Annotated in this window: 24 protein-coding genes; 6 read left to right on the top strand and 18 right to left on the bottom strand. The window is 41.7% G+C overall.

Annotated features, from left to right (window positions below; translation table 11 throughout):
* Positions 1-16 precede the first annotated feature (16 nt).
* A complete protein-coding gene (locus tag FTV25_RS05450) occupies positions 17-223 on the bottom strand; it encodes a hypothetical protein (protein WP_125279369.1) in 207 nt (68 codons plus the stop codon).
* A gap of 173 nt (positions 224-396) precedes the next feature.
* Between FTV25_RS05450 and FTV25_RS05445 the strand changes: the two genes are divergently transcribed.
* A complete protein-coding gene (locus tag FTV25_RS05445; RefSeq protein WP_005232065.1) occupies positions 397-894 on the top strand; it encodes a phosphate-starvation-inducible protein PsiE in 498 nt (165 codons plus the stop codon).
* Positions 895-985: 91 nt separating this feature from the next.
* On the opposite strand, the gene FTV25_RS05440 is transcribed toward FTV25_RS05445, so the two are convergent.
* Positions 986-1426 (bottom strand): RcnB family protein, encoded by a 441-nt coding sequence (locus FTV25_RS05440; RefSeq protein ID WP_180002341.1) that lies wholly within the window; start codon positions 1424-1426, stop codon positions 986-988.
* 178 nt (positions 1427-1604) lie between these two features.
* Between FTV25_RS05440 and FTV25_RS05435 the strand changes: the two genes are divergently transcribed.
* Positions 1605-2063, top strand: coding sequence for a hypothetical protein (locus FTV25_RS05435; RefSeq protein WP_125279367.1), 459 nt, complete (start codon positions 1605-1607; stop codon positions 2061-2063).
* 82 nt (positions 2064-2145) lie between these two features.
* Here the strand turns inward: FTV25_RS05435 and FTV25_RS05430 are convergent, their stop codons facing one another.
* Both FTV25_RS05430 and znuD read right to left on the bottom strand, forming a co-directional pair.
* A complete protein-coding gene (locus FTV25_RS05430) occupies positions 2146-3609 on the bottom strand; it encodes a phospholipase D family protein (protein ID WP_180002342.1) in 1464 nt (487 codons plus the stop codon).
* Positions 3610-3714: 105 nt separating this feature from the next.
* On the bottom strand, positions 3715-5841 hold the full coding sequence (gene znuD, locus FTV25_RS05425) for a zinc piracy TonB-dependent receptor ZnuD (protein WP_180002343.1): 2127 nt from the start codon (positions 5839-5841) through the stop codon (positions 3715-3717).
* A 141-nt stretch (positions 5842-5982) separates the two neighbouring features.
* Between znuD and FTV25_RS05420 the strand changes: the two genes are divergently transcribed.
* From FTV25_RS05420 to FTV25_RS05405, 4 genes are all read left to right on the top strand, one after another.
* Positions 5983-6747 carry a DUF4184 family protein gene (locus tag FTV25_RS05420; RefSeq protein WP_180002344.1) on the top strand — a complete coding sequence of 255 codons (765 nt, stop codon included), beginning with the start codon at positions 5983-5985 and terminating at the stop codon, positions 6745-6747.
* Between the two features lie 161 nt (positions 6748-6908).
* A complete protein-coding gene (gene aspS / locus FTV25_RS05415; protein WP_034704264.1) occupies positions 6909-8693 on the top strand; it encodes an aspartate--tRNA ligase in 1785 nt (594 codons plus the stop codon).
* 115 nt (positions 8694-8808) lie between these two features.
* Positions 8809-9030 carry a hypothetical protein gene (locus FTV25_RS05410; RefSeq protein ID WP_005232078.1) on the top strand — a complete coding sequence of 74 codons (222 nt, stop codon included), beginning with the start codon at positions 8809-8811 and terminating at the stop codon, positions 9028-9030.
* A gap of 18 nt (positions 9031-9048) precedes the next feature.
* Positions 9049-9909, top strand: a complete 861-nt coding sequence (locus FTV25_RS05405; protein ID WP_180002345.1) for a lysophospholipid acyltransferase family protein — start codon at positions 9049-9051, stop codon at positions 9907-9909.
* A 16-nt stretch (positions 9910-9925) separates the two neighbouring features.
* On the opposite strand, the gene FTV25_RS05400 is transcribed toward FTV25_RS05405, so the two are convergent.
* The 14 genes from FTV25_RS05400 to pcnB all read right to left on the bottom strand — a co-directional run bounded on the left by FTV25_RS05400 (position 9926) and on the right by pcnB (position 24731).
* Entirely contained in the window at positions 9926-10714 is a 789-nt protein-coding gene (locus FTV25_RS05400) for a glycosyltransferase family 25 protein (protein ID WP_180002346.1), read from the bottom strand.
* A 1-nt stretch (position 10715) separates the two neighbouring features.
* On the bottom strand, positions 10716-11489 hold the full coding sequence (locus FTV25_RS05395) for a glycosyltransferase family 25 protein (RefSeq protein WP_180002347.1): 774 nt from the start codon (positions 11487-11489) through the stop codon (positions 10716-10718).
* Positions 11490-11498: 9 nt separating this feature from the next.
* A complete protein-coding gene (locus FTV25_RS05390; RefSeq protein ID WP_180002348.1) occupies positions 11499-12473 on the bottom strand; it encodes a Stealth CR1 domain-containing protein in 975 nt (324 codons plus the stop codon).
* Positions 12474-12514: 41 nt separating this feature from the next.
* Positions 12515-13285, bottom strand: a complete 771-nt coding sequence (locus tag FTV25_RS05385; protein ID WP_180002349.1) for a glycosyltransferase — start codon at positions 13283-13285, stop codon at positions 12515-12517.
* Between the two features lie 394 nt (positions 13286-13679).
* A complete protein-coding gene (locus tag FTV25_RS05380) occupies positions 13680-14606 on the bottom strand; it encodes a branched-chain amino acid transaminase (RefSeq protein ID WP_180002350.1) in 927 nt (308 codons plus the stop codon).
* A gap of 24 nt (positions 14607-14630) precedes the next feature.
* A complete protein-coding gene (gene glnE, locus FTV25_RS05375) occupies positions 14631-17381 on the bottom strand; it encodes a bifunctional [glutamate--ammonia ligase]-adenylyl-L-tyrosine phosphorylase/[glutamate--ammonia-ligase] adenylyltransferase (protein WP_180002401.1) in 2751 nt (916 codons plus the stop codon).
* Positions 17382-17467: 86 nt separating this feature from the next.
* Positions 17468-18736, bottom strand: coding sequence for a sensor histidine kinase KdpD (locus tag FTV25_RS05370; RefSeq protein ID WP_180002351.1), 1269 nt, complete (start codon positions 18734-18736; stop codon positions 17468-17470).
* 653 nt (positions 18737-19389) lie between these two features.
* Complete coding sequence (gene yjgA, locus FTV25_RS05365; RefSeq protein WP_005232100.1) at positions 19390-19923, bottom strand: ribosome biogenesis factor YjgA; 534 nt, start codon at positions 19921-19923, stop codon at positions 19390-19392.
* Positions 19924-19925: 2 nt separating this feature from the next.
* Entirely contained in the window at positions 19926-20195 is a 270-nt protein-coding gene (locus FTV25_RS05360; RefSeq protein WP_034169914.1) for an HPr family phosphocarrier protein, read from the bottom strand.
* Positions 20192-21043 carry an RNase adapter RapZ gene (gene rapZ, locus FTV25_RS05355; protein ID WP_004782131.1) on the bottom strand — a complete coding sequence of 284 codons (852 nt, stop codon included), beginning with the start codon at positions 21041-21043 and terminating at the stop codon, positions 20192-20194. The genes FTV25_RS05360 and rapZ overlap by 4 nt, the downstream gene beginning before the upstream one ends.
* A gap of 18 nt (positions 21044-21061) precedes the next feature.
* Complete coding sequence (gene panC / locus FTV25_RS05350; protein ID WP_180002352.1) at positions 21062-21910, bottom strand: pantoate--beta-alanine ligase; 849 nt, start codon at positions 21908-21910, stop codon at positions 21062-21064.
* A 1-nt stretch (position 21911) separates the two neighbouring features.
* Positions 21912-22721, bottom strand: a complete 810-nt coding sequence (gene panB, locus FTV25_RS05345; protein WP_180002353.1) for a 3-methyl-2-oxobutanoate hydroxymethyltransferase — start codon at positions 22719-22721, stop codon at positions 21912-21914.
* A gap of 52 nt (positions 22722-22773) precedes the next feature.
* On the bottom strand, positions 22774-23259 hold the full coding sequence (gene folK / locus FTV25_RS05340; RefSeq protein WP_179992366.1) for a 2-amino-4-hydroxy-6-hydroxymethyldihydropteridine diphosphokinase: 486 nt from the start codon (positions 23257-23259) through the stop codon (positions 22774-22776).
* Positions 23256-24731 (bottom strand): polynucleotide adenylyltransferase PcnB, encoded by a 1476-nt coding sequence (gene pcnB / locus FTV25_RS05335; protein ID WP_180002354.1) that lies wholly within the window; start codon positions 24729-24731, stop codon positions 23256-23258. The genes folK and pcnB overlap by 4 nt, the downstream gene beginning before the upstream one ends.
* Positions 24732-24795 lie beyond the last annotated feature (64 nt).

Raw genomic sequence — 24795 nt, 5'->3', positions numbered from 1 at the left:
CAGGGCTTTTTATGCACTATACTTTTTCAATCAAGATCGTATCTGGTTGCGTCGTTATTTTAGGATTGAAATGCTTATTCACTATTTTAATTCCCCCTTGCGACTCTAAAGATTCACACAGTTCAAGTACCTTCTGCATCTCTTCAGCCTTGATCCCCGTGCCCAGGATTAATTTTTTTCCTGCTTCTAATTGACTAATTTTTGTTTGAATTTTGTCCAACATTTTTTTCTCCTATTTATTCAATGTAGTTCTCATACAATATAACAAGTTAGTGCAAAAAAAGTGCAAAAGTTCGAATAATTTCACTTTTATTTTATTTTTCTCTTTTTGTGCATGATCTTTGCTAGTTCTTTCCTGTTCATATGTTATTTCACATGAAAAATCTGGAGGAGAACATGAGTAAATCTGAGTCTAAAGTAAAAAGAATAGAAACTCTCCTCGACCGTTTTGGCAACCTTGCCGTGGAAAGTTTCCATTATCTTGCGCTGTTCATTATTGGCTGTATGGTGATCTGGTCCGCAGGTCATACCGTATTTGACATTTTGACCGTCAAACAGTTTGCCACCATTGATGATATTCTTTTGCTGTTTATCTATCTGGAACTTGGTGCCATGGTCGGCATCTATTTCAAGACCAATCATATGCCAGTTCGGTTCCTGATTTATATTGCGATTACTGCCCTGACCCGTTTACTGATTTCTGATATTCAGCATACACACAAAGCCAGCATGGATCAGGTTATTATTACCGGTTCGATTCTGATTCTGGCTTTTGCCATTCTGGTGGTCCGTTATGCGTCCTGGACCTATCCATCTGTCATTCGTGACAAGCATAGCGAAAAGCCATTACCAGAAGGTAAAACTCCACGTCCTGAAGATGATGAGTTGGCATAGTCATAGAAAAGTCCCCCTTTGCAAAAGGTGAGAAGCACTGCTTCGCAAGAGGGTAATTAATCACCTCTCCTAACAAGAGAGGGAATTTCTTTTAACGGTTATTCATCAACACATAACGTCCATTTTCATAAATCCAGTAACTTCCGCGTGGTGGTGCAGGTAATCCCAAACGCTGCCAGTCAGTAATCACTGTATATCTCGAACTTTCAATGTGGGCTACATTCGGATCACCATTGACCCAGCTATAGCTATTGGAATTCTGGTAAATCGTGGTCGGTGCCTGATACTGGATATTGAACCCGCTTTGGCTCTGCGCAGGAGGATAATAGCCGCCATGGGACGGACGTTGCGGAGAATAAGGCCGCTGCGAATGAGGGGGCTGCGGTGCATAATGAGGACGTGATGGAGGACGATGTTGAGGTTTAGAACGATCAACACCTGTGTAGCCTACCCAGGCATTATCCGCCCAAGCGGGCACTGCAATACCGAACAGGAATGAAGCCAGCAATGCACCTGAAGCTAATATTTTCATAAGTGCGTCCTCCAAAAGTTTGTGCCCATATTTTAACCAAAATCCATGCAGAAAATATGGATAAATCCCCTGCCGCTGCAAAGTTTTGTAATTGATTCCATGACTTTAATCAGCTTGCGTGATGAGCGCTGAAGTGCGTATGCTAATATCACTTTTTTAATGCTTTGAGTTGCATACTGTGTCTGATTTAAATTTCGATCGTTTATATGAATATTTTTGCAAGGTACCCAGTGTTCAAAAAGGACTGATTGATAGCTATGGCTCAGATGGGAAACAGGCTTGGTGGTTTAAATTTCAGATCAATGTCGATCATCCTTTAGCATGGCAAACTGTGCAGGAACTGGGTCATGTCCTGAACTATATTTCTAAAAATGAGCGCCTGCCGACTCAGTTTCTTCCAGTTTCTCCACCGCCTTATATGAATGGTGTCGCTAAAGATTTCCTGTCTTGGGTCATTCAGTGTAATCATGCCGACTTCCCACCAGATGTAGTGTGCGACTGGCTAGAAGCACGTTTGCCAAATCCGGTGGATGATGAATCTCAATGGAAAATCAAGACTGATATCTCTGAACTGGATGAGCTGACAGATAAAGAACTGGATCAACTGGTTCCACCGAATCCAGAATCGAAAAGCTAATACTAGAAATCTCCCTAAATCCCTCTTTAATAAAAAGGGACTTTCCTCCCTTTTTTAAAGGGAGGTTAGGAGGGATTTAAAATCAAAACGTCGACCAACCACTCCATTCCATAAAACGGTATAACCAGTATTTCCAGAATGACTCTTCAGCATATTGAGCATAGTCCACGCTCATGGAACGGCTATTTAGATTAGACCAGGCCGTATTGAAATACTGCTGTGCATCGCTAAAGACTTCAGCCTGAGGCTGACCCACCACACGCAGATTGGTTTCCAGATTATAATTTTTCAGATTACGTGCCGTGAAATTGGCGGAACCTAAAATCATTTCAGCTCGCTGAGCGCCGTATTTCATCAGAATTTTGTTGTGACATTGCTCGCCTTGAGTATTACACCAGCGTACCGGAATACCAGCTTTATGCAGTTCTGAAGCCACCTGCCGGTTAGGAATGCCATTTTTTTCACGACCAAATGCATCTTTATTTGGATCAAGTAAAACCCGAAGTTTCACTCCGCGCTCATGCGCTGCAATCAACCCTTTCACAATCTTACGTTCTGACAGATAGAACATGGCCAGATCAATCTGCTCATCTGCTTTCGCCGTTTCAAGCAGCTTTAAAACTCCCTCATAAATGGCTTTTTCAGTTAGTACCTGAACTTGAGGCTGTTTTTTTTCTGCTTCAAACTCACCTGCAATCACAGCCGGCATATTGGCTTGAGACATGATCCCGACCGCCTGTTCTGTCGCAAGAATATCAATCGCTGTTCTGCCCCAGACCAGTAGACCAATATTGGAGTGCCGTGAACTGCCATCATGTGGGTTCATTGAGGTAACCAGTGCTTTCCAGCCCTGATCTGTATCGACGACCAGTGTTTTACGATGATTGGCTTTGAAATTAAACAGGTCGAAATAACTGCGTAAGGTCACTTTTTCTGGACCAAACGGATTTGGCAACCAGCCTTTTTCCGGATTATTGCCAATCCCCTGACAGCACAGATACCAGAAACCTGACCAGCTTGGATTAGAAGCACGCAGCGGTGTCAGATTGGTTTCGATTACATCTACTCCCGCCTGACGCAGTTCACGATAATGCTGTGCTGTAATTCCACCGTAGACAGAATTAATCGGATCGGTAATAAATTTGATTTCCACTTCAGGCTGCATTAATCGCTTGTTAAGTAAGGCCTCTGTGAGCTGTTTGCTGAGTGCCTGATGTTCCTGTTTAGAGGCACCGGTCTGCTGATTAAACAGAAACATATCCAGCACGATCAGGGATTTTGCTTCCTCAACCATTTTCAGCATTTCATTAAAAATCTGATGATCCAGTTGCTGCTTGCCCTGTGCATCCAGATAAGTCTGATCGACCAGAAATTTCACCTGTGCATGGCGCAGCTTACCCGTGTAATTCAGCCCTTCAGGTAAGGGTTTATAAGTATGATAAATTGCTGAAGCCAGATAACTGGCCATCAGCACACCAATGATCAAGGCCGCATAACGGCGGTTTGACCAGTTCAGTTTATTGTGAATTCGTTGAAAGATACGCATAAAAAAAAACCTAACCCAATATACTCAGGCTAGGTTTAATCTGATGATTTTTCAAGTCTATTTCAGTGACAGTACTTGGATTCGGTCAGTTATTTCATCTGAATCCTAGAAATCATATTGTACGCCGACTGTGAAATTACGTCCGACTTGCGGAATATTCGACAGGAATGAGCTATGTGAATAGACCTGATCATCGAGTAGGTTATTGGCTTTAAAATAAACCCGATAGGCATTTTTATCAGCAATGCTATTAGCATAGCTTAGACCGACATTGACCATGTTATAGCCTTGGGTTTCATCTTCATAACTGGCCGTTTTGTCCTGATTAAAGACATGATAATACTCTGCCATTCCTGACCAGCCATCGGCAAAGTCTGCTTCAACCTTGGTTCCTAAGCGGCCTGCTGGAATACGGGGTGCATTTTCACCCTCAATTTTGCCGCGTACATAATCACCGAACACACCAAACTTGTATGTGTCATTTAATGCATAAGTAGCTTCCGCTTCAGCCCCATAGAAACGAGCTTTATCTTGAGTATATTCTACCCCACGCAAATTTCCATTTCTGGCCGTAGTCGCACCGTAGATATAGTCATCAAACCAGTTATGGTAAATATGCGCATGATAATCCAGCTTATCACCTTCATATTCGAAACCCAGCTCTAGGTTATTCGAGCTTTCTTTTTCCAGATCAGGATTACCGACTTCATAGGTATTGGTGGCAAAATGCAGACCATTGGCATACAACTCTTGCGCCAGTGGTAAACGTTGCTGATGTGAACCTACAATGGATAACTTATAGTTCGGGGCAAATTCCCAATTCGCAGCGGCAGAAGCAGAGATACCTGTGCCTGAATAATTTTTCTGTTCAGATTCAACTTGTACTTTTTGATGATCAACACGTGCACCCAGTTCGACATGCACATCACCGAGTTGTTTATGCTCTAAAGCAAACAGACTGTATTTTTCAGTTTTGGTATCTGGCATGACTACGCTTGAACCATGAACATGATGTTCTTCATCATCTTCGTCACCATCTTCATGATGATCATGTTCTGTAGCAGCCAGATTGATTTTCTGCTGGCTATATTGGGTGCCAATTACCCCTTCCCAACCAGCAACCGGAACATGCACCAGCTCTAAACGGCCATCGTAGCCTTTGCTTTTGAAATTACTAATCACTTCATTTTCTTCCAGCTCATCATGCTCATAATCGGTAAAGCTGGCATGGGCACGTAACTTGTCAAAACCGGCAAAAGGCTGTTCCAGTTCAGTACGTACTTCATAACGTTCAGATTTCAGATCTACCCATGGTCCGCCATGCTCTTCTTCATGCTCTGCGGTAGCACCCAGCTCTGGACAGCCATGGAAATGATCACCATGCAATACACAGCCATGATATTCATGACTATGCCCCGGCAAGCCATATTCATCCTGACGGTTGCTATAAGACAGGCCAACGAAACCACGATCATGAATCCATGATCCACCAATATTCACGGTCTGGCCTTCAGCAAAGGTATTACCTACACGACGTTCTTTGTGAAAATGTGAATGATCGCCATGAGGTTCTTCTACTACATAATCAGGCGCAATATAGTCATTGGCTTTGTGTTTAGTACCTTCGACACGCAGCGCAAAATTTTCACCGACTGCAGCAGTCACGCCTGCACTTGCCAGTTTTTCATCACTGCCCGAGTTGTAACGTAGTCCAACAGTCCCTTCCAGACCATCTTCCGGCATTTGGGTTGGGATCTTCTGATCAGTGACATTAACCAGACCACCGACGGTTCCCGCGCTATAAAGCAAAGTTGATGGGCCACGAATCACTTCGACCTGTTTGGCCAGAATCGGATCAACAGTTACCGCATGGTCAGGAGATAGAGTAGATACATCAGCCGTTTCAGAAGCATGCTGCAAAACTTTGACACGTGGACCATCTTGGCCGCGGATTACCGGTCGGCTCGCTCCGGTTCCATACTGATTTGAATACACTCCAAGTTCATCAGCCAGCGCATCACCAATAGTCGTCGCACGTTCAGATAAGGCTTTCTGGTCCACCATCAGATCAGCAACTGCAAAATCTGCCGCAGTCTGTACCAGTGGATGAGCTTGTACCTGAATGGTATCCATGGTTTGTACAGGAATAGAAGAAGATGACTGTTCAGCAAATACCGTAGGCGCAACTACAGCAAAAATTGAGAGTGTTATTAGATTCTTAGAAAAGGACATGACCCAAGCTCAAATTCAGCAATTTCGAATATTGTTATAATATAACATTTCATTGTTTTTGCAATCTTTTACGATAATCAATGAGATATTTTATTAGAATGTCATTTGAATATTTTTCATTGTAGTAAAACACTATTTTTTATGCCCTTTACTTTATCTCATGCTGTACTCGCTCCACCTATTTCATATTTAACTGGCAATCGGCTACCTGTTGCTGCACTGGCGATTGGCAGCATGGTTCCTGATCTGTACCGTCTTTTTACCCATAAGAATTCTAATATTACTCATTTATGGTCTTCGCTGATTCACCCTGATTTATGGATTGGTCTCATTTTTTGTGCGGTCTGGTACCTGATTTACCGGCCAGTGATTTATCGTTTCATTGGCATACAGCATGATTTAAATATTCATAATCTATTTTCAGCATTCAGATTTATTTGCGCTATGTGTATTGCAGTGATGATTGGGACAGCAACCCATATTATTTGGGATGGTCTCACCCATGTGGATTTTCGAACCTTTGCCTTTTATGACATTCTCAGCCAGCAGTATCAAATTTTAGGACGAACTTATCCTCTACACCGGATTTTGCAGATCGGGACTTCTGCTCTGGCTCTGCCTTTTATTCTATGGATGAGTCTGCATTACTATAAAACTCACCAGCAATATTTAAGCGTCAGTCACAAGATCCTCCTCTTTTGCTGGGGTCTATTCGGTCTATCTACGCTCACAGGTTTATTTTCGACATGGGACTATATGCGCTATATTCCGGATGATGCTTGGCGATCTGATCTGTATTATTTTACCGGCCGCTCTATCAATGAATTTAGCCAGGGCTTTTTAATCACTTTTAGTCTGGGCTGTCTGCTATTTTTATTTCTGGATCGTGATCGGCGTATGGGCTAGGAAAATCTCTCACTTCCTGCTTATTCACTTTAAAATGATACTGTTTTTGCCTCAAGTTCTTGTGACAACATGCCCAAAGAGGCATAATCCTACCTTTGCTAAAGGCGGTACGCTGTTTACGTATACGCTTCCTTAACCCATATAGTTGGATTTTTAACGCTATGATGCGAACTCATTACTGCGGTTCTTTAACCGAAGCTCAAATTGACCAGACCGTAACATTATGCGGTTGGGTACACCGTCGCCGTGACCACGGTGGTGTCATTTTCCTTGACATGCGTGACCGTGACGGTCTTGTTCAAGTGGTTATCGACCCAGATACACCTGAAGCGTTTGCAACAGCAGACAAAGCACGTTCTGAATACGTATTAAAAATTACAGGCCGTGTACGTCGCCGTTATGCGGGTACTGAAAATGCCAACATGGTGAGTGGTCAAATCGAAGTATTGGGTAAAGAAATTGAAGTTCTTGCTCAGTCTGAAACTCCTCCATTCCCATTAAATGACGAAAACACAAGCATTTCTGAAGAAATCCGTTTGAAATATCGTTTCTTGGACATCCGTCGTCCTGAAATGATCGATCGTTTACGTTTCCGTTCTAAAGTGACCAACCTGATTCGTAACTATTTAGACGATCACGGTTTCCTGGACGTTGAAACTCCGATCTTGACTCGTGCGACCCCTGAAGGTGCGCGTGACTACTTAGTTCCAAGCCGTGTATCTAATGGTAGCTTCTATGCTCTTCCACAATCACCACAGCTGTTCAAACAGTTATTGATGGTAGGTGGTGTAGATCGTTACTACCAGATCGCAAAATGTTTCCGTGACGAAGACTTACGTGCGGATCGTCAGCCTGAATTCACTCAAATCGACATCGAAACATCGTTCATGAGCGATGACGATATTATGGATTTGATGGAAGGTATGACTGTTAAGATGTTCGACGAACTTCTTGGCATCAAATTCGACAAATTCCAACGTATGCCTTATTCAGAAGCAATGCGTGACTACGCTTCTGACAAACCAGACTTACGTATTCCTTTGAAACTTGTTGACGTTGCAGACTTGATGCAAGACGTCGAGTTCAAAGTATTCGCAGGTCCTGCGAAAGACCCTAAAGGCCGTATCGTTGCGCTTCGCGTTCCAGGTGCGGGCTCACTGCCACGTAGCGCAATCGATGAATATACTAAATTCGTTGGTATTTACGGTGCGAAAGGTCTGGCTTACATCAAGGTCAATGAACTTGAGAAAGGTATTGAAGGTCTTCAATCACCTATCGTTAAATTCATCGAGCCAATCGTGCTGGATCTGTTGAAACGTGTTGGTGCTGAAAATGGCGACATCGTATTCTTCGGTGCAGACAAAGCCAAAGTTGTGAATGATGCAATGGGCGCACTTCGTGTGAAAATTGGTCATGATATGAACCTTGCAACTTGCGAATGGGCTCCGCTTTGGGTAGTTGACTTCCCAATGTTCGAAGAAACTGATGATGGCAAATGGACTTCTGTTCACCACCCGTTCACGCTTCCTAAATCAAGCGTTGAAGATGTGAAGAATAATCCAGGCGAAGCATTGTCTGTTGCTTATGACATGGTATTGAATGGTACTGAAATCGGTGGTGGTTCACTGCGTATTTATACTTTAGAAATGCAAAAAGCGATCTTTGAAGCGCTGGGTATTTCTGAAGAAGAGGCAGAAGAGAAATTCAGCTTCTTGCTAAATGCGCTTAAATTCGGTGCGCCTCCGCATGGTGGTTTGGCATTCGGTCTGGATCGTCTGGTGATGTTGATGACTGGTGCATCTTCAATCCGTGATGTGATTGCATTCCCGAAAACCAAAACTGCTGAATGTCCATTGACTCAAGCACCTGCACCAGTTGAATCAACTCAACTGCGTGATTTGGGTATTCGCTTACGTGAAAAACCAAAAGCCGAATCTCAAGAATAATTTCTTGATGATTTAAATAAAAAAGCCCTGCTAGAACAGGGCTTTTTTATTGCATTGAGAAGCCTGCACGACAGTGGCATAATAGCTTCAGTTTCTATTTTTAGGTAATTTGGCAATGGCGATGCGTCCTGCTGTTCGTAACCGTGGCATCATGCTGATTGTGTTTTCAGTCGTACAATGGCTGTTCATGCGCTATATCCTTGCAAACAACCTGTTTAACCTGGACACCAATGACCGTATTGTGTACTTCTGCCTGAGCAGTATTTTAGGTGCACTTGTCATTTTTGTAGGTTTGATTTATATGGTGCTTAAAGGCAATCCTGATCAAGAATCTTAATCAGGCAAGCTGCCCACCATGTACGCATTACTCAAGAACCTCTCCAAACTCCCGTTAAGATTCATTCAAAATTTGGCGAAAAGTGTTGGATCACTTCTCTATATCACGAATTCATCGATTCGCCGTACTACAGAAATTAATTTAAGAATTGCCTATCCTGAACTGTCAGCAACGGAACGCACACGACTGGCAAAACGAAGTGTTCAAAGCCAATGCATGACCTATGCCGAGTCAGTCAAAATTTGGGGCTCTGAACCTGAGTTCGCATTAAAACAAATCCGGAATATTCATCATCCAGAGATTTTCACTGATGCACTAAAAAATCCGAATGGAACTTTGGCAGTCGTTCCTCATTTTGGCACTTGGGAGCTACTTAATGCCTGGGTGAATCAACACACTAGTCCAGTCATCATGTATAAACCGAGCAAAAATCCTGATGTGGATCGGTTTATGCTCGAAGCACGGCAGCGTTTAAATGCTACCCTTGTCCCAACTGATGAAACGGGAGTACGGGCTTTATTCAAGCATCTAAAACAAGGGGGATTCGCTGCCATTCTTCCTGACCATGTGCCCAAAGAAAGCGGCGGTATTTACTCACCTTTTTATGGACAGAATGCTCTATCTTCTACCCTGCTCTCTAAATTGGCTACAAAAACCCAATGCTCTGTAATTGGCTTGAGTTGTCTACGTCATGATGATCTAAACGGCTTTGATATTCATGTAACTAAATTATCAATTGATATTCTATCTAAAGACTTACAGCTTTCTGTAGATACCTTAAACAAGGAAATGGAGCGAATGATTAACATTGCTCCAGAGCAGTATTTGTGGGGATATAAAAGGTTTAGGAAATTAGAAAATAGTAAAAATCTTTATTGAATAACATAGAATTTTACTATCTAAATATAACTTTCTTCCGGTACATAATTTTTCTGAAGATACCTTTAAATTGGGAAAATAATCTCAAAATTTCTCTTTTAATTTTTTGAGGAATCGATAACTTAATTTTTAGACTATTAAATCGCTTACGTCTTTCTTCCTCTAAAGAACTAGAAAAATTTTCATAGGCATTATTTTTGATAAAATCTTGAATACATAATGCAGGTAAAATCTGAACAATATTAATATCCTTATCAAGAATTAAATCTTCAAAAAGGTAATGATCTAAAGGTTTAATTTTTTGTTCATGTCTCAATCTAACCAAAATTTTATTAACTATTCTATGAGACATAATATATCCAGCACCTCCAATATGCTTAGAGACTAAGTGATAGATTTCCCTCCCATCTACAGTCTTTAAAAGAGTACTTTTATTTACTTCTATATAATCATCAAAAGCTTCTAATTTTAAAATATCAGTATTTTTAGGTATCCAATTGAAGTTATTTAAAAATAAATTAGCATTTTCACCTAAATAAATATCATCTTCAAAAATAGCTATATATTCTAAATTATTTTCTTCCGCATAAAACCACAAATAAATATGACTTAAAAAGCAAGAAATTTCTGTAGGTTTCAAATCAAAAAAATTCAAATTTAATCCAAATTTTTCAGCATAATATTGATTCTGATCAGGAGTAATAGCATCAAAAAATTCAAAATCAATATTTTTTTCGCCAAATTCCTTACAAATGTGTTCTCGACGTTTAGTAGCAGTTTTTAGGCTAATAACAAAATTTTTCATATCACATAACTTTTTTTGATTTTAATAAATGCTTAACCGCATAATAACGATCACGCCACATACGTTTCTGTTTTTTTAAACCATACGATAGATCACGATTTTCTTTCTCTTTACGTGACACCCCTTGAGCTGCAACTGTCCCCAAAATATCACTATCTACCCCCGCTGGCTTCACTAATGGTGGCCAAACTCCTAATCCTTTACCATTTTTACTTAACCAAGTTTGAAAGAAAATATCTACTGGCATATTTATAGTTTTTCCAGCGTTAACGAAAGCCTGTGCTCCCTGACGAGACCAAATCAATCCCAAGCCACGAATTGGAAAATAATAAGCATGCCATATACTCATATTCTCAATTTGAGTAATATTTTTTGCCAGCTTTTTCTTTTTAGCTGCAATATTCACTAAATACCAATCTAAGTTTTTATGCTGGTCTAGATACTCAATCAGGCAATCAAGTTTTATTTTAAAATCTGGTTCAATCTTCATATCATCTTCAAGTACGATAAGATAATCCGCATCAGTAGCAAGAAACTTTTCTGCACAACCATAATGACTTAGATAACATCCTAACTCCGAACTCATTAGACTACGACCTAATATCTGGTTCGCTTCATCATCATTATAATGTGCAAATTCAGAGAGAGCTTGACCTCGCCCATCGTATGCAGCAAAACGTTCGAATTCCCAACCGACACTATTAAGTTGCAGAGTTGCATCAGCCAGCCGTTTATCACTTCCGTCTAAATTAATTAAATAAGTTATAACTTTCATGGCTAGCTCTTAGTAATGATGAATAAATAAAGGCAAATAATCTTTAAATTTAGTTATTAAAGCAGAGGTTATCTTTAACGATTGTTCAGGATTTAATTGATCTAAACTTTGTACACAGCCAAATTTAATAGTTGTGTCATTCAAGTCAGATAGAAATGAAGATAATGAGGCTTCATTTTTAAGATAAGCAATATTTATATCATCACATAATATCGCTTTACTAGCTTGAATTTTTAAATGATTATTTAATCCAACCGGTAAAAACTGTAAAGCACTTCTAAAACGGTATTTAATCTGTTGATGTAATATTTCAGGATACTTTGTAAAATACTCTTTCAAAAATTCACGATCTAGTATATGGGGACGGTGATGAATTTCATAATATTGATTTAATCCACAAAGGTCAGCACTAAGCATTTGGGCAATTGTATATTTAGGCTGTAAAGACTTACCAAAATATTTATTAAGGCCTTTACGCAGATTAAATTTTGCTTTAACTAACGAACTGCGTTCCCAATGCCCATAAATTTTAATTTGATCATTCGCTAAAAAATCCTCAAATTCAGAAGGTGCATTGAAGAAGAAATCATCATTTAAATAAATAAAATAGCGAGATAAGCTTGGAATATTCCAAAGCATAGTTTCAATACTTAAAGAGTTAAATGTAGGCAAGTATTGCTCATACCCAGTAAATATTGTTCGATGATCAATTATTTTTATCTGATCCGGATTACATAACCCCTGTTCGACGAAATCATAAATATTTGCTGGTTGTTGTTCATCAGTAATAATATAAATTGTTCCACAATAAGGAACATACTTAAGAATTGAAGCAATTGAAAAGTAGATTTCATTATTACTGGCAAATCGAGTTTCCTCGGCAGCACCTTTGGTAATATTAGCAGGCTGAAACTGTTGTCTTTTAAGTCGATGTTTTTCATCCTTACCATCAACCCAAGTAATAACAAAATCTATTTTTTCCATAATTTTTCTAATCAATAATCAGATTATGTAAGTCTTAGGACTTACTGCCAAGCATCCTTGATCCATTGGGATGGCAACACATAGCGATACCATTTACCACCACCACCATTAATGGCATCAGGTGGGTTAATCTCCCCATGGAAAATAATAATTTTTACGCCCTCAGGCTTTACTGGTGGCTTGAAATAAGCCATTGGAATTTTTTGCAGACAATGATATTTATAACTCTTGCACCAGCTATCTGGCCAATAGCTGAGTTTCTTCTCCTGGTCTACATACCAAGATAGATAAGCCTGTTCATTACGGAATTTTTGACGGATTTCATCAAAGTGTTCGCGGAAATATGGCAAAAGGCCTGGAAAAGCCCCGAGCTTAAAGCGATAAACTGAACTATTACCCGTAATACGCCATGGTCGTTTCCAGTCATGGATAATCAGAAAGTCACCCGGATGTGTAAAGAATTCATCAATATTATCGACAATCACCACATCCAGATCTAAAAATAAAGCATTTCCTTTTAAACCATAGAGATCAGGTTCAAAGGTAGACAGCTTATTCCAGCCACGTTCTGGCGCCCCTTCTGGCAAAGCCAACGGTGGAATAGAAAAGCATTGCACATTTGGATCAATCCCTTCAGTGCGGTCAGTTAAACACACCATTTGAAAATCAACGGTTGTGTGCCGCTTCACCATATTGTAAAGACGATTGACATATTCAGACCCATATTTTGTGCCCCATTTCATACAGATCACAATATTTTGTTCAGGTGACTGTTCACTCTGAGTCTTAAGGTCATTTTGCTTTGCGTTCATGCACCCATCATCCACCTATGCAATATCAGTATCATACCATTACTGGTACTTACCGAACCTATTGCTTTTCATTTCTGCACAGTTTACCGCAAATCTCATGAAGAAATATAATCTTCATTTTTTCATCACAAGAATTGAATATTTTTCCAGCAACTTATATCAAAATAAAGTTCATATTTGAATGATAAATATAGAGCAACACTAATTTTAGTTGTTCGTTACGCTTATTCGTTTATTTTTATAGTGAATATATAGCTTTCCAAAATATGAAAGTCGTCATTTTTTCTGCAATTTATTGGCTTCTCTACCTAACAACCTAATAGTTTAATATTTTGAGAAAGAGTCACTAAAATAAAAAAAGGACTCAAATGAGTCCCTTTTTCATAGATTTAACTTATTTTACATAAGTTAACCAGTGTGCATATTTAGGGTCTTTACCCTGAACCGCATCAAAGTAGGCTTTCTGGATTTGAGTGGTAATTGGACCACGTACGCCTTCACCAATTTGACGGTCATCATATTCACGGATTGGTGTGACTTCAGCTGCAGTACCAGTAAAGAATGCTTCATCTGCAATATAGAACTCGTCACGGGTAATACGGCGTTCTACCACTTCATAACCAAGATCTTTAGCAATGGTAATAATCGATTGACGTGTAATACCGTCTAATGCGCCACCAGCGATGTCTGGAGTATGAATTACGCCATCACGTACCAGGAATACGTTTTCGCCTGAACCTTGGCATACATAGCCTTGCGGATCAAGCAGCATTGCTTCGTCATAACCAGAATGTGCCACTTCTTGGTGAGCAAGAATCGATAATGTGTAGTTACCAGATGCTTTGGCTTTACACATCGTCACGTTTGGATGATGGTGTGTGAATGATGAAGTTTTTACACGAATACCTTTCGCCATCGCATCATCACCAAGGTAAGCACCCCAGCTCCACGCTGCAACTACAGCATGAATAGTATTGTCAGTAGCAGCAATACCTAATTTTTCAGAGCCAATAAAAATAATTGGACGTAAATAGCAAGATGCCAATTTATTTTCACGAACCACATCAATTTGAGCTTGTTCTAATGTTGCATGATCAAATGGAACTTTCATTTGATAAATTTTTGCAGAATTGAGCAAACGTTTGGTGTGTTCTTTCAGACGGAAAATAGCCGTTCCATTCGGGGTTTCATAAGCACGGACACCTTCAAACACACCCATGCTGTAATGCAAAGTATGTGTTAATACGTGAGTTTTCGCCTCACGCCAGTCTACTAGTTGTCCATCTTGCCAAATGAAACCATCACGATCAGCCAAATTCATGCCACAAACTCCAATTTTTCACAATTATTCACTATCCAGTGCAAATACTGCACTTGGATCAATCAGTCTTTGCCATAACTTGCAAACGGTCTTTCGGGTATCGTGCCAGTCGCTTGCAGACACTTGCATGGATTGATTTGCAAGGGCTAAGCGATGGCTCTCGGCGCGTTCACGGAGATAAGCTTGAATCAGAGCAGTCGCATCGTCGCTGGATAAGCAACCTGATTTTGCGGCATCCTCAAGGATTCTTACATTGTCGGAGTAATGGGCGAGATCTTTATTCGTCCCACTCCAAGCTAACACCGCATACTGTGCCATAAATTCGATATCAACGATACCACCTGCATCTTGTTTTAAATGAAAAATCCCATCTTTTTTTTGCTCTTTGGAAGAACCCAGATGATCTTTCATTTTCTGACGCATTTTCAGAACTTCACTACGTACATGACAGATATCGCGTTTCTGGGTAAGAATCTTACAACGTAGTGCTTCAAATGTCTCTCTCAAGCTATTTTCACCGGCAATGGAGCGTGCACGCACCAAGGCCTGATGCTCCCACAGCCATGCATTTTTCAACTGATATTGCTCAAATGCTTTCAGGCTAGTGACCAGCAGCCCCGCTTCTCCAGAAGGACGTAGACGGGTATCAACTTCATAGACACGTCCATCCAGTGTTTGTGTGGTCATGAGCGACATAAACTTCTGTGCTACGCGCATAGCGAACTCAAAACCGCTAATCGGCTTGAGACCGTCCGTATCAGCCTGCTCGCCCATATAATGAATGAAGACCAGATCCAGATCCGAACCATAGCCCAACTCAATGCCACCGACTTTGCCATAGCCAATGACGGCAAAAGCCGTATGTTCTATCGAGCAGCGCTGCCCTTCTGCATCCAGCGGAAAACCATGTCGTTTGGCCACAATCTGATAAGCCAGATGTAGCGCAGCATTCACTGAGACTTCTGCAATATCCGTTAACGCATCCGAGACTTTCATTAAAGGACTTTCTGCCAACACATCACTGGCCGCTACCGCAAGTACATTGGATTTTTTAAATAGGCGCAGCACCCGCATCTGGTCTTCAACCTGATCAATTTCGATTCTGAGCAATTGCTGACGAAGGCTATCTTCCAGATCCTGCCGCTTAGGCAATTCAAAATCCATCGACAGGAATTCATCCAGCAATACAGGATAATGAGTAAGTTCCTCACAGATCCAGGGGCTGACAGTCGCCATTTTTACCAAACGCTGTAAAGCACCTTTACTTTCAATCAGCATCACCAGATACACCGTACGACGCATGACTGATTCAACCAATGGCATCAGGCGAACCAGTGCAACTTGTGGTTTATCTGATTCTAGAATCGCCTCTATCAGATAAGGCCAAAATGTTTTTAAACGTTGAATGGCTTTGGCTGGCAGTTTTTTTAAGGCATGTCCATGCCAGAATTCATGTACCAGATTTTTCGCATGATCATCTAAAACTTCATTCAGCTGTTGTTCGAGTTGAGAAAAACTTTTGCCTTGAGGCTCTGGTCCATTTTCCTTGATCAAGTGCTCAAACTGGTAAATTACTTTGGCACGTTTTTGATCCAGCACCTCCATAAAGGCGGACCAGTCTGCAAAGCCTAAAGTATCCACAATACGTTGACGTAAATCTGGCTCAGTCGGCAAACATTGGGTTTGTTGATCATGCAGCGCCTGAATAGCATGCTCTACCCGACGAAGGAATAAATAGGCATCTTCGAGGTCAGTCACCGCCTGTTCATCCAGCAGTTCAGCCTCATCCAGATGATTCAGGCTGACCAGACATTGCCGGTCTTGCAGCTCTAACTTGGCTCCGCCATAAATCAGCTGAAAAACCTGCACGATAAATTCAACTTCACGAATCCCGCCTGCGCCAAGCTTGATATCATCTTCAATATTACGGCGCTGTACTTCACGCTCAATCATCGCCTTCATTTCGCGCATGGCTTCAAAAGCGCTGTAATCGACATATTTACGGAAAACGAAAGGACGGGTCATGTCCAGCAGTTCATCACCTTCTGGGCTCGGATTGACGATGCGGGCTTTGATCCAGGCATAGCGTTCCCATTCACGCCCATGCTGGCTGAGATATTTTTCTAGTGCGGCATGACTGATGGCTAAAGCAGAACCATCACCCCAAGGTCGCAGACGCATATCAACACGGAATACAAAACCTTCAGCAGTGATATGGTCTAGCAGATAGATTAACTTTTGCCCCCATAGAATGCAGAACTGCTGAACATCAATGCATTTGCGCCCATCCGTTTCACCCTGTTCATCAAAGGCAAAAATCAGGTCAATATCACTGGAAAGGTTGAGTTCCTGAGCGCCCAGCTTGCCCATTGCAATAATAATGAGATCCTGAACTTTACCGTTATAGCCAATTGGCTGGCCATATTTGGCGACTAGAGGAATACGGGCAAACTCTTTGGCAGCACAGATACAGGCATCAGCGAAATCAGACAGCTCGCGGGTCAGTGTGATGACATCGGTGAGTTGATTGGCATCCTGCCAGATCCAGCGGAACATCAGGCGAGCACGCAGAATACGTAAACTACGCATCCACATGGTTTCATCGCTGATATTTAATAGATTGGAATAGATTAAGTCTTGAATCTGTTCAGTGCCGAGTGATCCCTGAAACTGATCAATTGCATAATCCTGATTCAATAGATCTTGATGATTGGCTAATACCTGTTCTGCATACTGACTGGCTCTTAAGGTTTTCTGCAATTGTACCGCATCCATCACTCGGTGATTCCCTCAAAACTTTTATTTAGTTATAGCAGGAGTTCACGCCGAGTGGGAACGGTTTTAATAGAAATTTATGATTTTCAGGACTTTTCAGTATGCAGGTCTTCAAGTACCAATGCCTGATGATCATTGGTCACTTTAGGTAAATGCACAGTAAAGGTGGTTCCAGCGCCTTCTTTAGAATCTACGACAATCTGTCCATGGTTCAGGTCTACAAAACGCTTACACAGTACTAGACCCAGACCTGCGCCTTTCTCATTGTCTGTGCCTTTTAAGCTCACTGTGAGATTAGGTCTAAACAGATTTTCCATTTGCTCTTCAGTCATACCGAGACCAGTATCCTGAACAGTAATCTTGACTTGCTCACCTTCCATTTCAGCAGCCAGAATCACCTGCCCACCCTGATCGACTGGAGTAAATTTCAGCGCATTCGATACCAGGTTCTGCAAGACCGAAGTAATCATATTAATATCAGCATGCACCTTAATATCTTCAGGAACCTGGTCAATCAGCTCAATATTCTTTTTCAACGCCAGACTTTTCAGTACATCACAGACAATTTTAGTAGACTGTTTTAATTCATAGTTAATCGGATGATAAACGAAACGTCCACCCTCGGCCATCGCCCAAGTCAACAGGCTTTCTAACAAGTTATACGTCGATTGAGCCGTATCATATAAATAATCAGAAATACTCTGGATACTGGATTCATCCAGAGTGTCACGTTCCTGTGCCAGCACTTCCGAGAAGCCTAACAAGCCATGGAAAGGTGCACGCAGGTCATGAGCAATAATCTGGAAGAATTTGGTTTTACTGAAGTTTTGTGCACATTGCTGTTCGTATAACTCTTTCAGCTGTGTATGTTCCTCATTCAGTTTAACTCGTTTTACTAAAGATTCAGCAAATTGCTGGACGATAATAATAGCTTCCTGATCAAATACTTCAGTCTGATCGTCAAAGAAAACCACCTGCCCCAAAGACTGTCCTTGGGCTGATTTCAAATTGAATGCTACGAGCCGCTGATGGACTACGCCAAGGCTGTTCACATGATCTGATAGTTCTACATATGCAGGATGACTTTGATCGATCACATCCATTTCTTGTAGATATTTAGGGATGTCCACATTCTGTGGTACGTGCAAACCGCGAAAACCGAGCGGACAGCTGTACCAGATATAAGGTTCCGTATGGAATCCGATGATACAGGTCTTAACGCCGAGTACTTTACGGGCGACCTTACAGAAGGTGTCTAATAAATTGTCAGAGGTATAGACACCTAAAATGAGAGATATACGGCACGAGCTTAACTGCTCCGTATTCTGACCGATCTCTAGCAGTTTTAGTTCCATGTCTGCCTCTCTGGATGTTATGGAATATAGAATAAAAATTACAACCGACTAAATTAATACAATCAATAACAAAGATTCTATATTTACTCAACGTTAAAATCTCATTTATCGACCAAAGGATTTGTTAACTTATTTCTCTAAAGATACATTGATAGCTTCAATACCTTGATATTTAAATATTAAGAATTACTTGAGAAAATATTCCTCTTATAAAAAATTACATATAATTATTTGAAATTCCTGAATTCATTTCAAATTGTTTCAATATCATCTGAGTTCTGAAATCTGAGGAAGATAAAAACAGCTCATTTTTCTTCTGATCTTTAGGTAAATAAAAGCTTTTGAATTTTCAAATATATAGAAAATACTTATTGTCACCTTCTGAAAAAATAGATCGCCAATAATATTAATTTGCCCTAAATTTATTTCTATTTTTTAAATATTCTTAATAATCATAAAATATTGAGTGATTTAAATAGTTTATTTATGCACTAAAACCAATTTTTTACGTAATCAAAAATATTAAAAGTTTACATTTTTTTACAGTTAACAATGACTTATAGGAACATTCTTGAATTTTCATGGAAAATAAAAATTAATTAGAGTGAATAAAAAAGCGACAAAATGTCGCTTTTCTTTAATTCAGTTTACAATCAGTTATCTGATATGAGGGCAACTTGCTGCACATAGTTAAACAGCTTTTGCTTTGAGGCTGCCACTTCTTCTTCCGGTGCCTGATTTTTTAGATCACGATGTACACGTAAATAATGCTGACGTAAGGTATGACGTTCTGTCGCATTATAGGTTTTGGTAAATTCGTTAATTGCAGGATCACCATCTTTCACAATACGGTCAACCCAACGCTGCAATTGTGCTGTCTTTTTCAAACCCTGTTTCGGAGTCAGATAAGACAGAATCACGGTTTCATTTTCATTACGAAGTAATTTACCAATACGTGAAAATTGACGACGGCGTGCTTCATGTGAACTGATTTGCTGGACATCCAGCAAAGCTTCAATCAGACGTTCTTCAACGGGTAAATTTTTAATTTGTTTCGCACTCAGTTCTGCCAACTGTGCGCCTAAAGCAGCCATACGCTGAACTGCTTTTTTCTGTTCGGTTTTACTTGCGCGTCCCTCTAAAGATTCAAAGTCTTCTTCAGTTAAACTGCTCGGTCGACGTGCCACGATTAATCTGCCTCATAAAATTTTGCCGCAAACAGTGCCTGAATTTCAGATAAGGCCTTTTCCTCATCTGCACCTTCAATCACTAAGCGTAAAGTTGTTCCTTTGCCCGCACCAAGCATCAGCAAGGACATAATATTTTTGGCATCAACCAATTTGTCCGACTTGCCAATCTGGATACTGGAACGAAATTTGGTGGTAACTTCAATGAGTTTACCTGATGCACGCGCATGTAAACCTAGTTTATTAATTACGTCAACAGTCGTATCAATCATGACCAGTGCTTCATTTCTCGGTGGAGGACTTGAATAGACCATTTTGCCTCAAGCGCTTTTTTTAGTCTATCCACAATATAAACAGAACGATGCTGGCCGCCAGTACAACCAATCGAGATGGTCATATAATGACGATGACCCTCAGCAAAGGTCGGCAGCCATTTGTCTAAAAAATGATAAATATCCTGGAACATGTCTTCGACCTGATCACTTTTTTCCAGGAATTCCTGTACCGGCTGATCCAGGCCTGAATATTTACGCAGTTCCAGTTCCCAATGCGGATTCGGCAAATGACGGACATCAAAAACATAGTCAGCATCTAAAGGAATGCCATGCTTATAGCCAAAAGATTGCAGAATCACAATCAGGTTATCGGTCTGCCCCAGCTTGTACAGCAAGGTGTGTTTTAGATCATGCACGCTTTTATCGGTGGTATCGATATGCACTGTAGAACGCAGTTGGATCGGCATCAGCAGGACTTTTTCTTCCTGAATACATTGATGCAGACTCTTGAAACGGGCAGCCAAAGGATGCGGACGGCGTGATGCACTAAAACGGGCAATCAGCTCCTGATCCTGCGTGGTCAGATAGATGACATCTACCGTACCATGCTGTTGCAGCTGTTCAAATACATGGTCGAATTCCTGCAAATCTGCACGGGTACTACGAACATCCACCCCAAGCGCTAACTGTTCCAGATTATTTTCACAATCCAGCTTCGCCACAATTTCAGGAAGTAAGGCCAAAGGCAGATTATCAATACAGTAATAACCCAAGTCTTCAAGTACCTGCAATGCAGAAGATTTACCTGAGCCAGATTGTCCTGTCACAATTAAAATGCGCTTCATGCCTTACGATCCTTTTACTTATCCAGCTGCATATTTGATCTGCAGATTATCAATCAGACGAGTTTTCCCTAATTTCGCCGCGATCAGAATCACGACATCCTGATTAAATTCATCAATTTTCTGCAATTCCGGTGTACGGGCTTCTACATAGTCCATTACCAGACCTGCATCTGTCAAAGTTTGACGGATACCTGCCAGTGCTTCCTCCAAAGTTTTACCTGCATGTAACTGCTGCTCAGCAGTTTTCAGACTCTGGAAAATGACTGGTGCTGTTGCACGTTCCTGCTCGCTTAGATAGCCATTACGCGAACTGAGTGCCAGACCATCTTCAGCACGAGCAATCGGCACACCAATCACTTCCAGTGGAATATTCAGGTCTTGAACAAACTGACGAATCACAGCCAGTTGCTGATAATCTTTCTGACCAAAGAAAGCATAGTTAGGCTGAACAATATTAAATAATTTGGTCACCACGACCGCCACACCATCAAAATGACCTGGACGCTGTAAGCCACATAGATCATTGGTGATACCAGATACACTGATATTGGTCAGACGTGGCTTGTTACCATACATCTGCTCTACAGTTGGGGCAAAGACAATGTCACAACCCACATCTGCCAGTAACTGCTGATCCTGCTCTAAAGTACGTGGATAATTATCAAAATCCTCATTAGGTCCGAACTGGATCGGATTAACGAAAATACTCACAACAACGACATCACACAGTTTACGCGCCTCACGCACCAGATTCAGATGCCCCTGATGCAGGTTGCCCATGGTCGGGACAAAACCAATAATTTTACGCGCAGAACGTGCAGGATTGAGCGAAGCAGATAATCCTTGGATGGTTGTTTCTGTTTTCATGTTACAACTCGACTTGGAATGTTTGTTCAGGTGCTGGGAATGAACCATCTAAAACAGCCACATGATAGGCTTTAAATGCATCCAGAATTGCAGTCGCACCAGACTGTTCTTTCATAAAGTTACGTACAAATTTTGCAGTGTGGCCAAAGGTCAGACCGAGCATATCCTGAACGACCAGTACCTGGCCATCAGTGGCTGCCCCTGCTCCAATGCCAATCACTGGAATATGCGGGAATAGTTCAGTAATTTCCTGACCCAATTGTGCAGGCACACATTCCAGCAACAGCACTGCTGCACCGGCTTCAACCACTGCCTTACAGTCAGCAATCAGTTGATCGGCCGCTTCACGGGTACGGGCCTGTAGCTTATAGCCACCAAAGACATGCACCGACTGCGGAGTGAGACCCAAGTGAACACAGACTGGAATCCCGTTACGGGTTAGAACCTGAACGGTTTCCGCCAGCCAGGCACCACCTTCCATCTTGACCATTTGTGCACCGGCCTGCATCACCGTTTTTGAGCTTTGTAATGCATCATTCAGAGTGGCATAACTCATAAATGGCAGATCAGTCATAATCAGTGCATGCTGATTGCCACGGCGTACCGCTGCGGTATGGTAAGCCATATCTTCTACAGTCACAGGCAAGGTTGAATCACGACCTTGAATCGACATACCCAAAGAGTCGCCTATCAAAATACTGTCAACTTCAGCAATTTCCATGGCTTTGGCCATACTGGCGTCATAGCAAGTCAGGCAAGAAAATTTGCGTCCTTCCGCTTTATATCGTCTTAAATCACTGAGACTGATCATGAAGATGTTCCTCTATTATTGAAGTTCTCTCGAACATGCCAATAATTAAAAATTAAATATTTGCCCAATTCGTGCGGTCAAAAACCGTTAAGGTTGATTGCTTGACGATGTCCAGGTCTTTTAATGTGTTTCCATTCAGCTGCAAGTTGGCATCAATATCCAGTAATGGCACCAATACAAAGTCACGTTCCAGCACGCCCACATGCGGTACGGTTAACCGTTCATTTTGAATCTGTTCATCACCATAAATAAGCAGATCCAGATCCAAGGTACGTTCACCCCAATGACGTAGACGCACACGCCCAGCCTCTTGTTCAAAGGCTTGCAGACGATCCAGCAGATCCAGCGGTGCCAGATCCGTAATTAACTGTACGACAGCATTAAAATAATTCGGCTGATCTTGTGGCCCCATGGGTGGGCTTTGGTACAAGTGTGAGGTTTTTACCTGCCCCAAACTTGCCAGCTTTTGCACGGCTTCAGCCAGAATCTGGCGTGAATCGCCCAGGTTACTTCCTAAACCGATATAGGTCACTGTCATTGTGTAGGCCCAAAAATAACCTGGCTTAAATCACGCTGCACCCGTTTACGCTTGGTAATTGGATGGTCTGCACCAATGTCACCGCTGGCACTGGCCGCCACATGAGAAACCGGTTTGCTACGCTCATTCTCAAATTTGGCTTTACGTGCACGACGGCTACGTGGTTCTGGCTCATTCACCAGAGGCTCAATCTCGGTTGCTACATCTTGTGCAGCCAGACGCTGTTCCAGATGTTCTTCCTGAGAAGCCTTGCGACGGCTCTTGGCACGCTGACGGTTATATTGGGCAATGGCACGCTCTTTTTCATCGCTGCCCATTTGCTGATAGGCTTCCCACCAGCTTCCCATACCTTGTGCAGTTTCATCGCCTGATTTTTCACGCAGCAACAAAAAGTCAAAGCCGGCACGGAAACGTGCATGACCTGATAATGCTTCAATCTGTTGCGGTTTTGGATTGAGCAAGCGGGTTTGCATTTCCCAGACTTCACGAATGAAAGTTTCCGCAAAGCGTGGAATCACAGTACGGGTAGCCTGACGTTTCAGTACATCTAGTCCTGCCTGTGCACGTGCTTCTGCAGGCACGGCCCCTTTAGACAGATAAAAATCACAGCGCTCTAGGAACGGTTGCCACAACAATACCGCATAGAAGAAAGCCGGATTGATGGTCTTGCCAATCGAAATACGCTGATCGGTATTTTTCGCTGCCAGTTCAATAAATGCAGTAATGTTTGGCTTGATATCGGCAAACAGCTGACGCCAGATGCCAAAATCGATCAGCATTGGCATCACACGATTCAGATGTCCCATAGTGAATAGCTTTTGCGATTCATCATAGAGACGGTGTGGAGACACATCACGTAGAAGCTGGGTCATTTCCGGAGTGAAAATATCCAGAATGGCTTTATCAATACTGAAATTGAGTTTGGCTGCAAAACGTAAAGTTCGCAGCATCCGGACCGGATCTTCCTCAAATCTTAGAGTCGGATCACCCAGTAAACGCAGCGTTTTGTGTTTAATATCATCTACTGCATTGCAAAAATCCAGCACGATACCTTTGCGTGGCTGGTAATACATGGCATTGATCGAAAAATCTCGACGAGCAAAATCTTGCTCAATGGTGCCCCAGTTATTATCGCGCAGGATCATCCCTGCTGCAGAGGTCACCGCTTTTTTAGGAGGCGCACGGAAAGTTGCCACTTCAACCAGTTCACGGCCCGAATAGACATGCGCCAGCTCGAAACGTCGTCCGATAATCCGACAACGCCGTCCGAACACTTCTTTAACCTGAGCTGGTGTAGCATTGGTCACTGCATCGAAATCTTTGGGATTTAAACCCAGCATCAGATCCCGGACACCACCACCTACGATATAAGCTTCATAGCCTGCCTTGGTTAAGGCATCAATCACATCGAGAATATAAGAAGGTAATTGAGCGGTTGATAAACCACATTTTGACGCGCGCAAAGTTTGCAAAAGACGCTGTCTCCTACGTCTGAACGTAAAATTCTAAGATGACGCTAATCATATCGCTTACACC

The organism is Acinetobacter sp. YH12249 (assembly GCF_013417475.1).
Classification (GTDB): Bacteria; Pseudomonadota; Gammaproteobacteria; order Pseudomonadales; family Moraxellaceae; genus Acinetobacter.
Note: the sequence above shows the minus strand (reverse complement) of the source record. Positions and strands in the feature narration are given on the sequence as shown.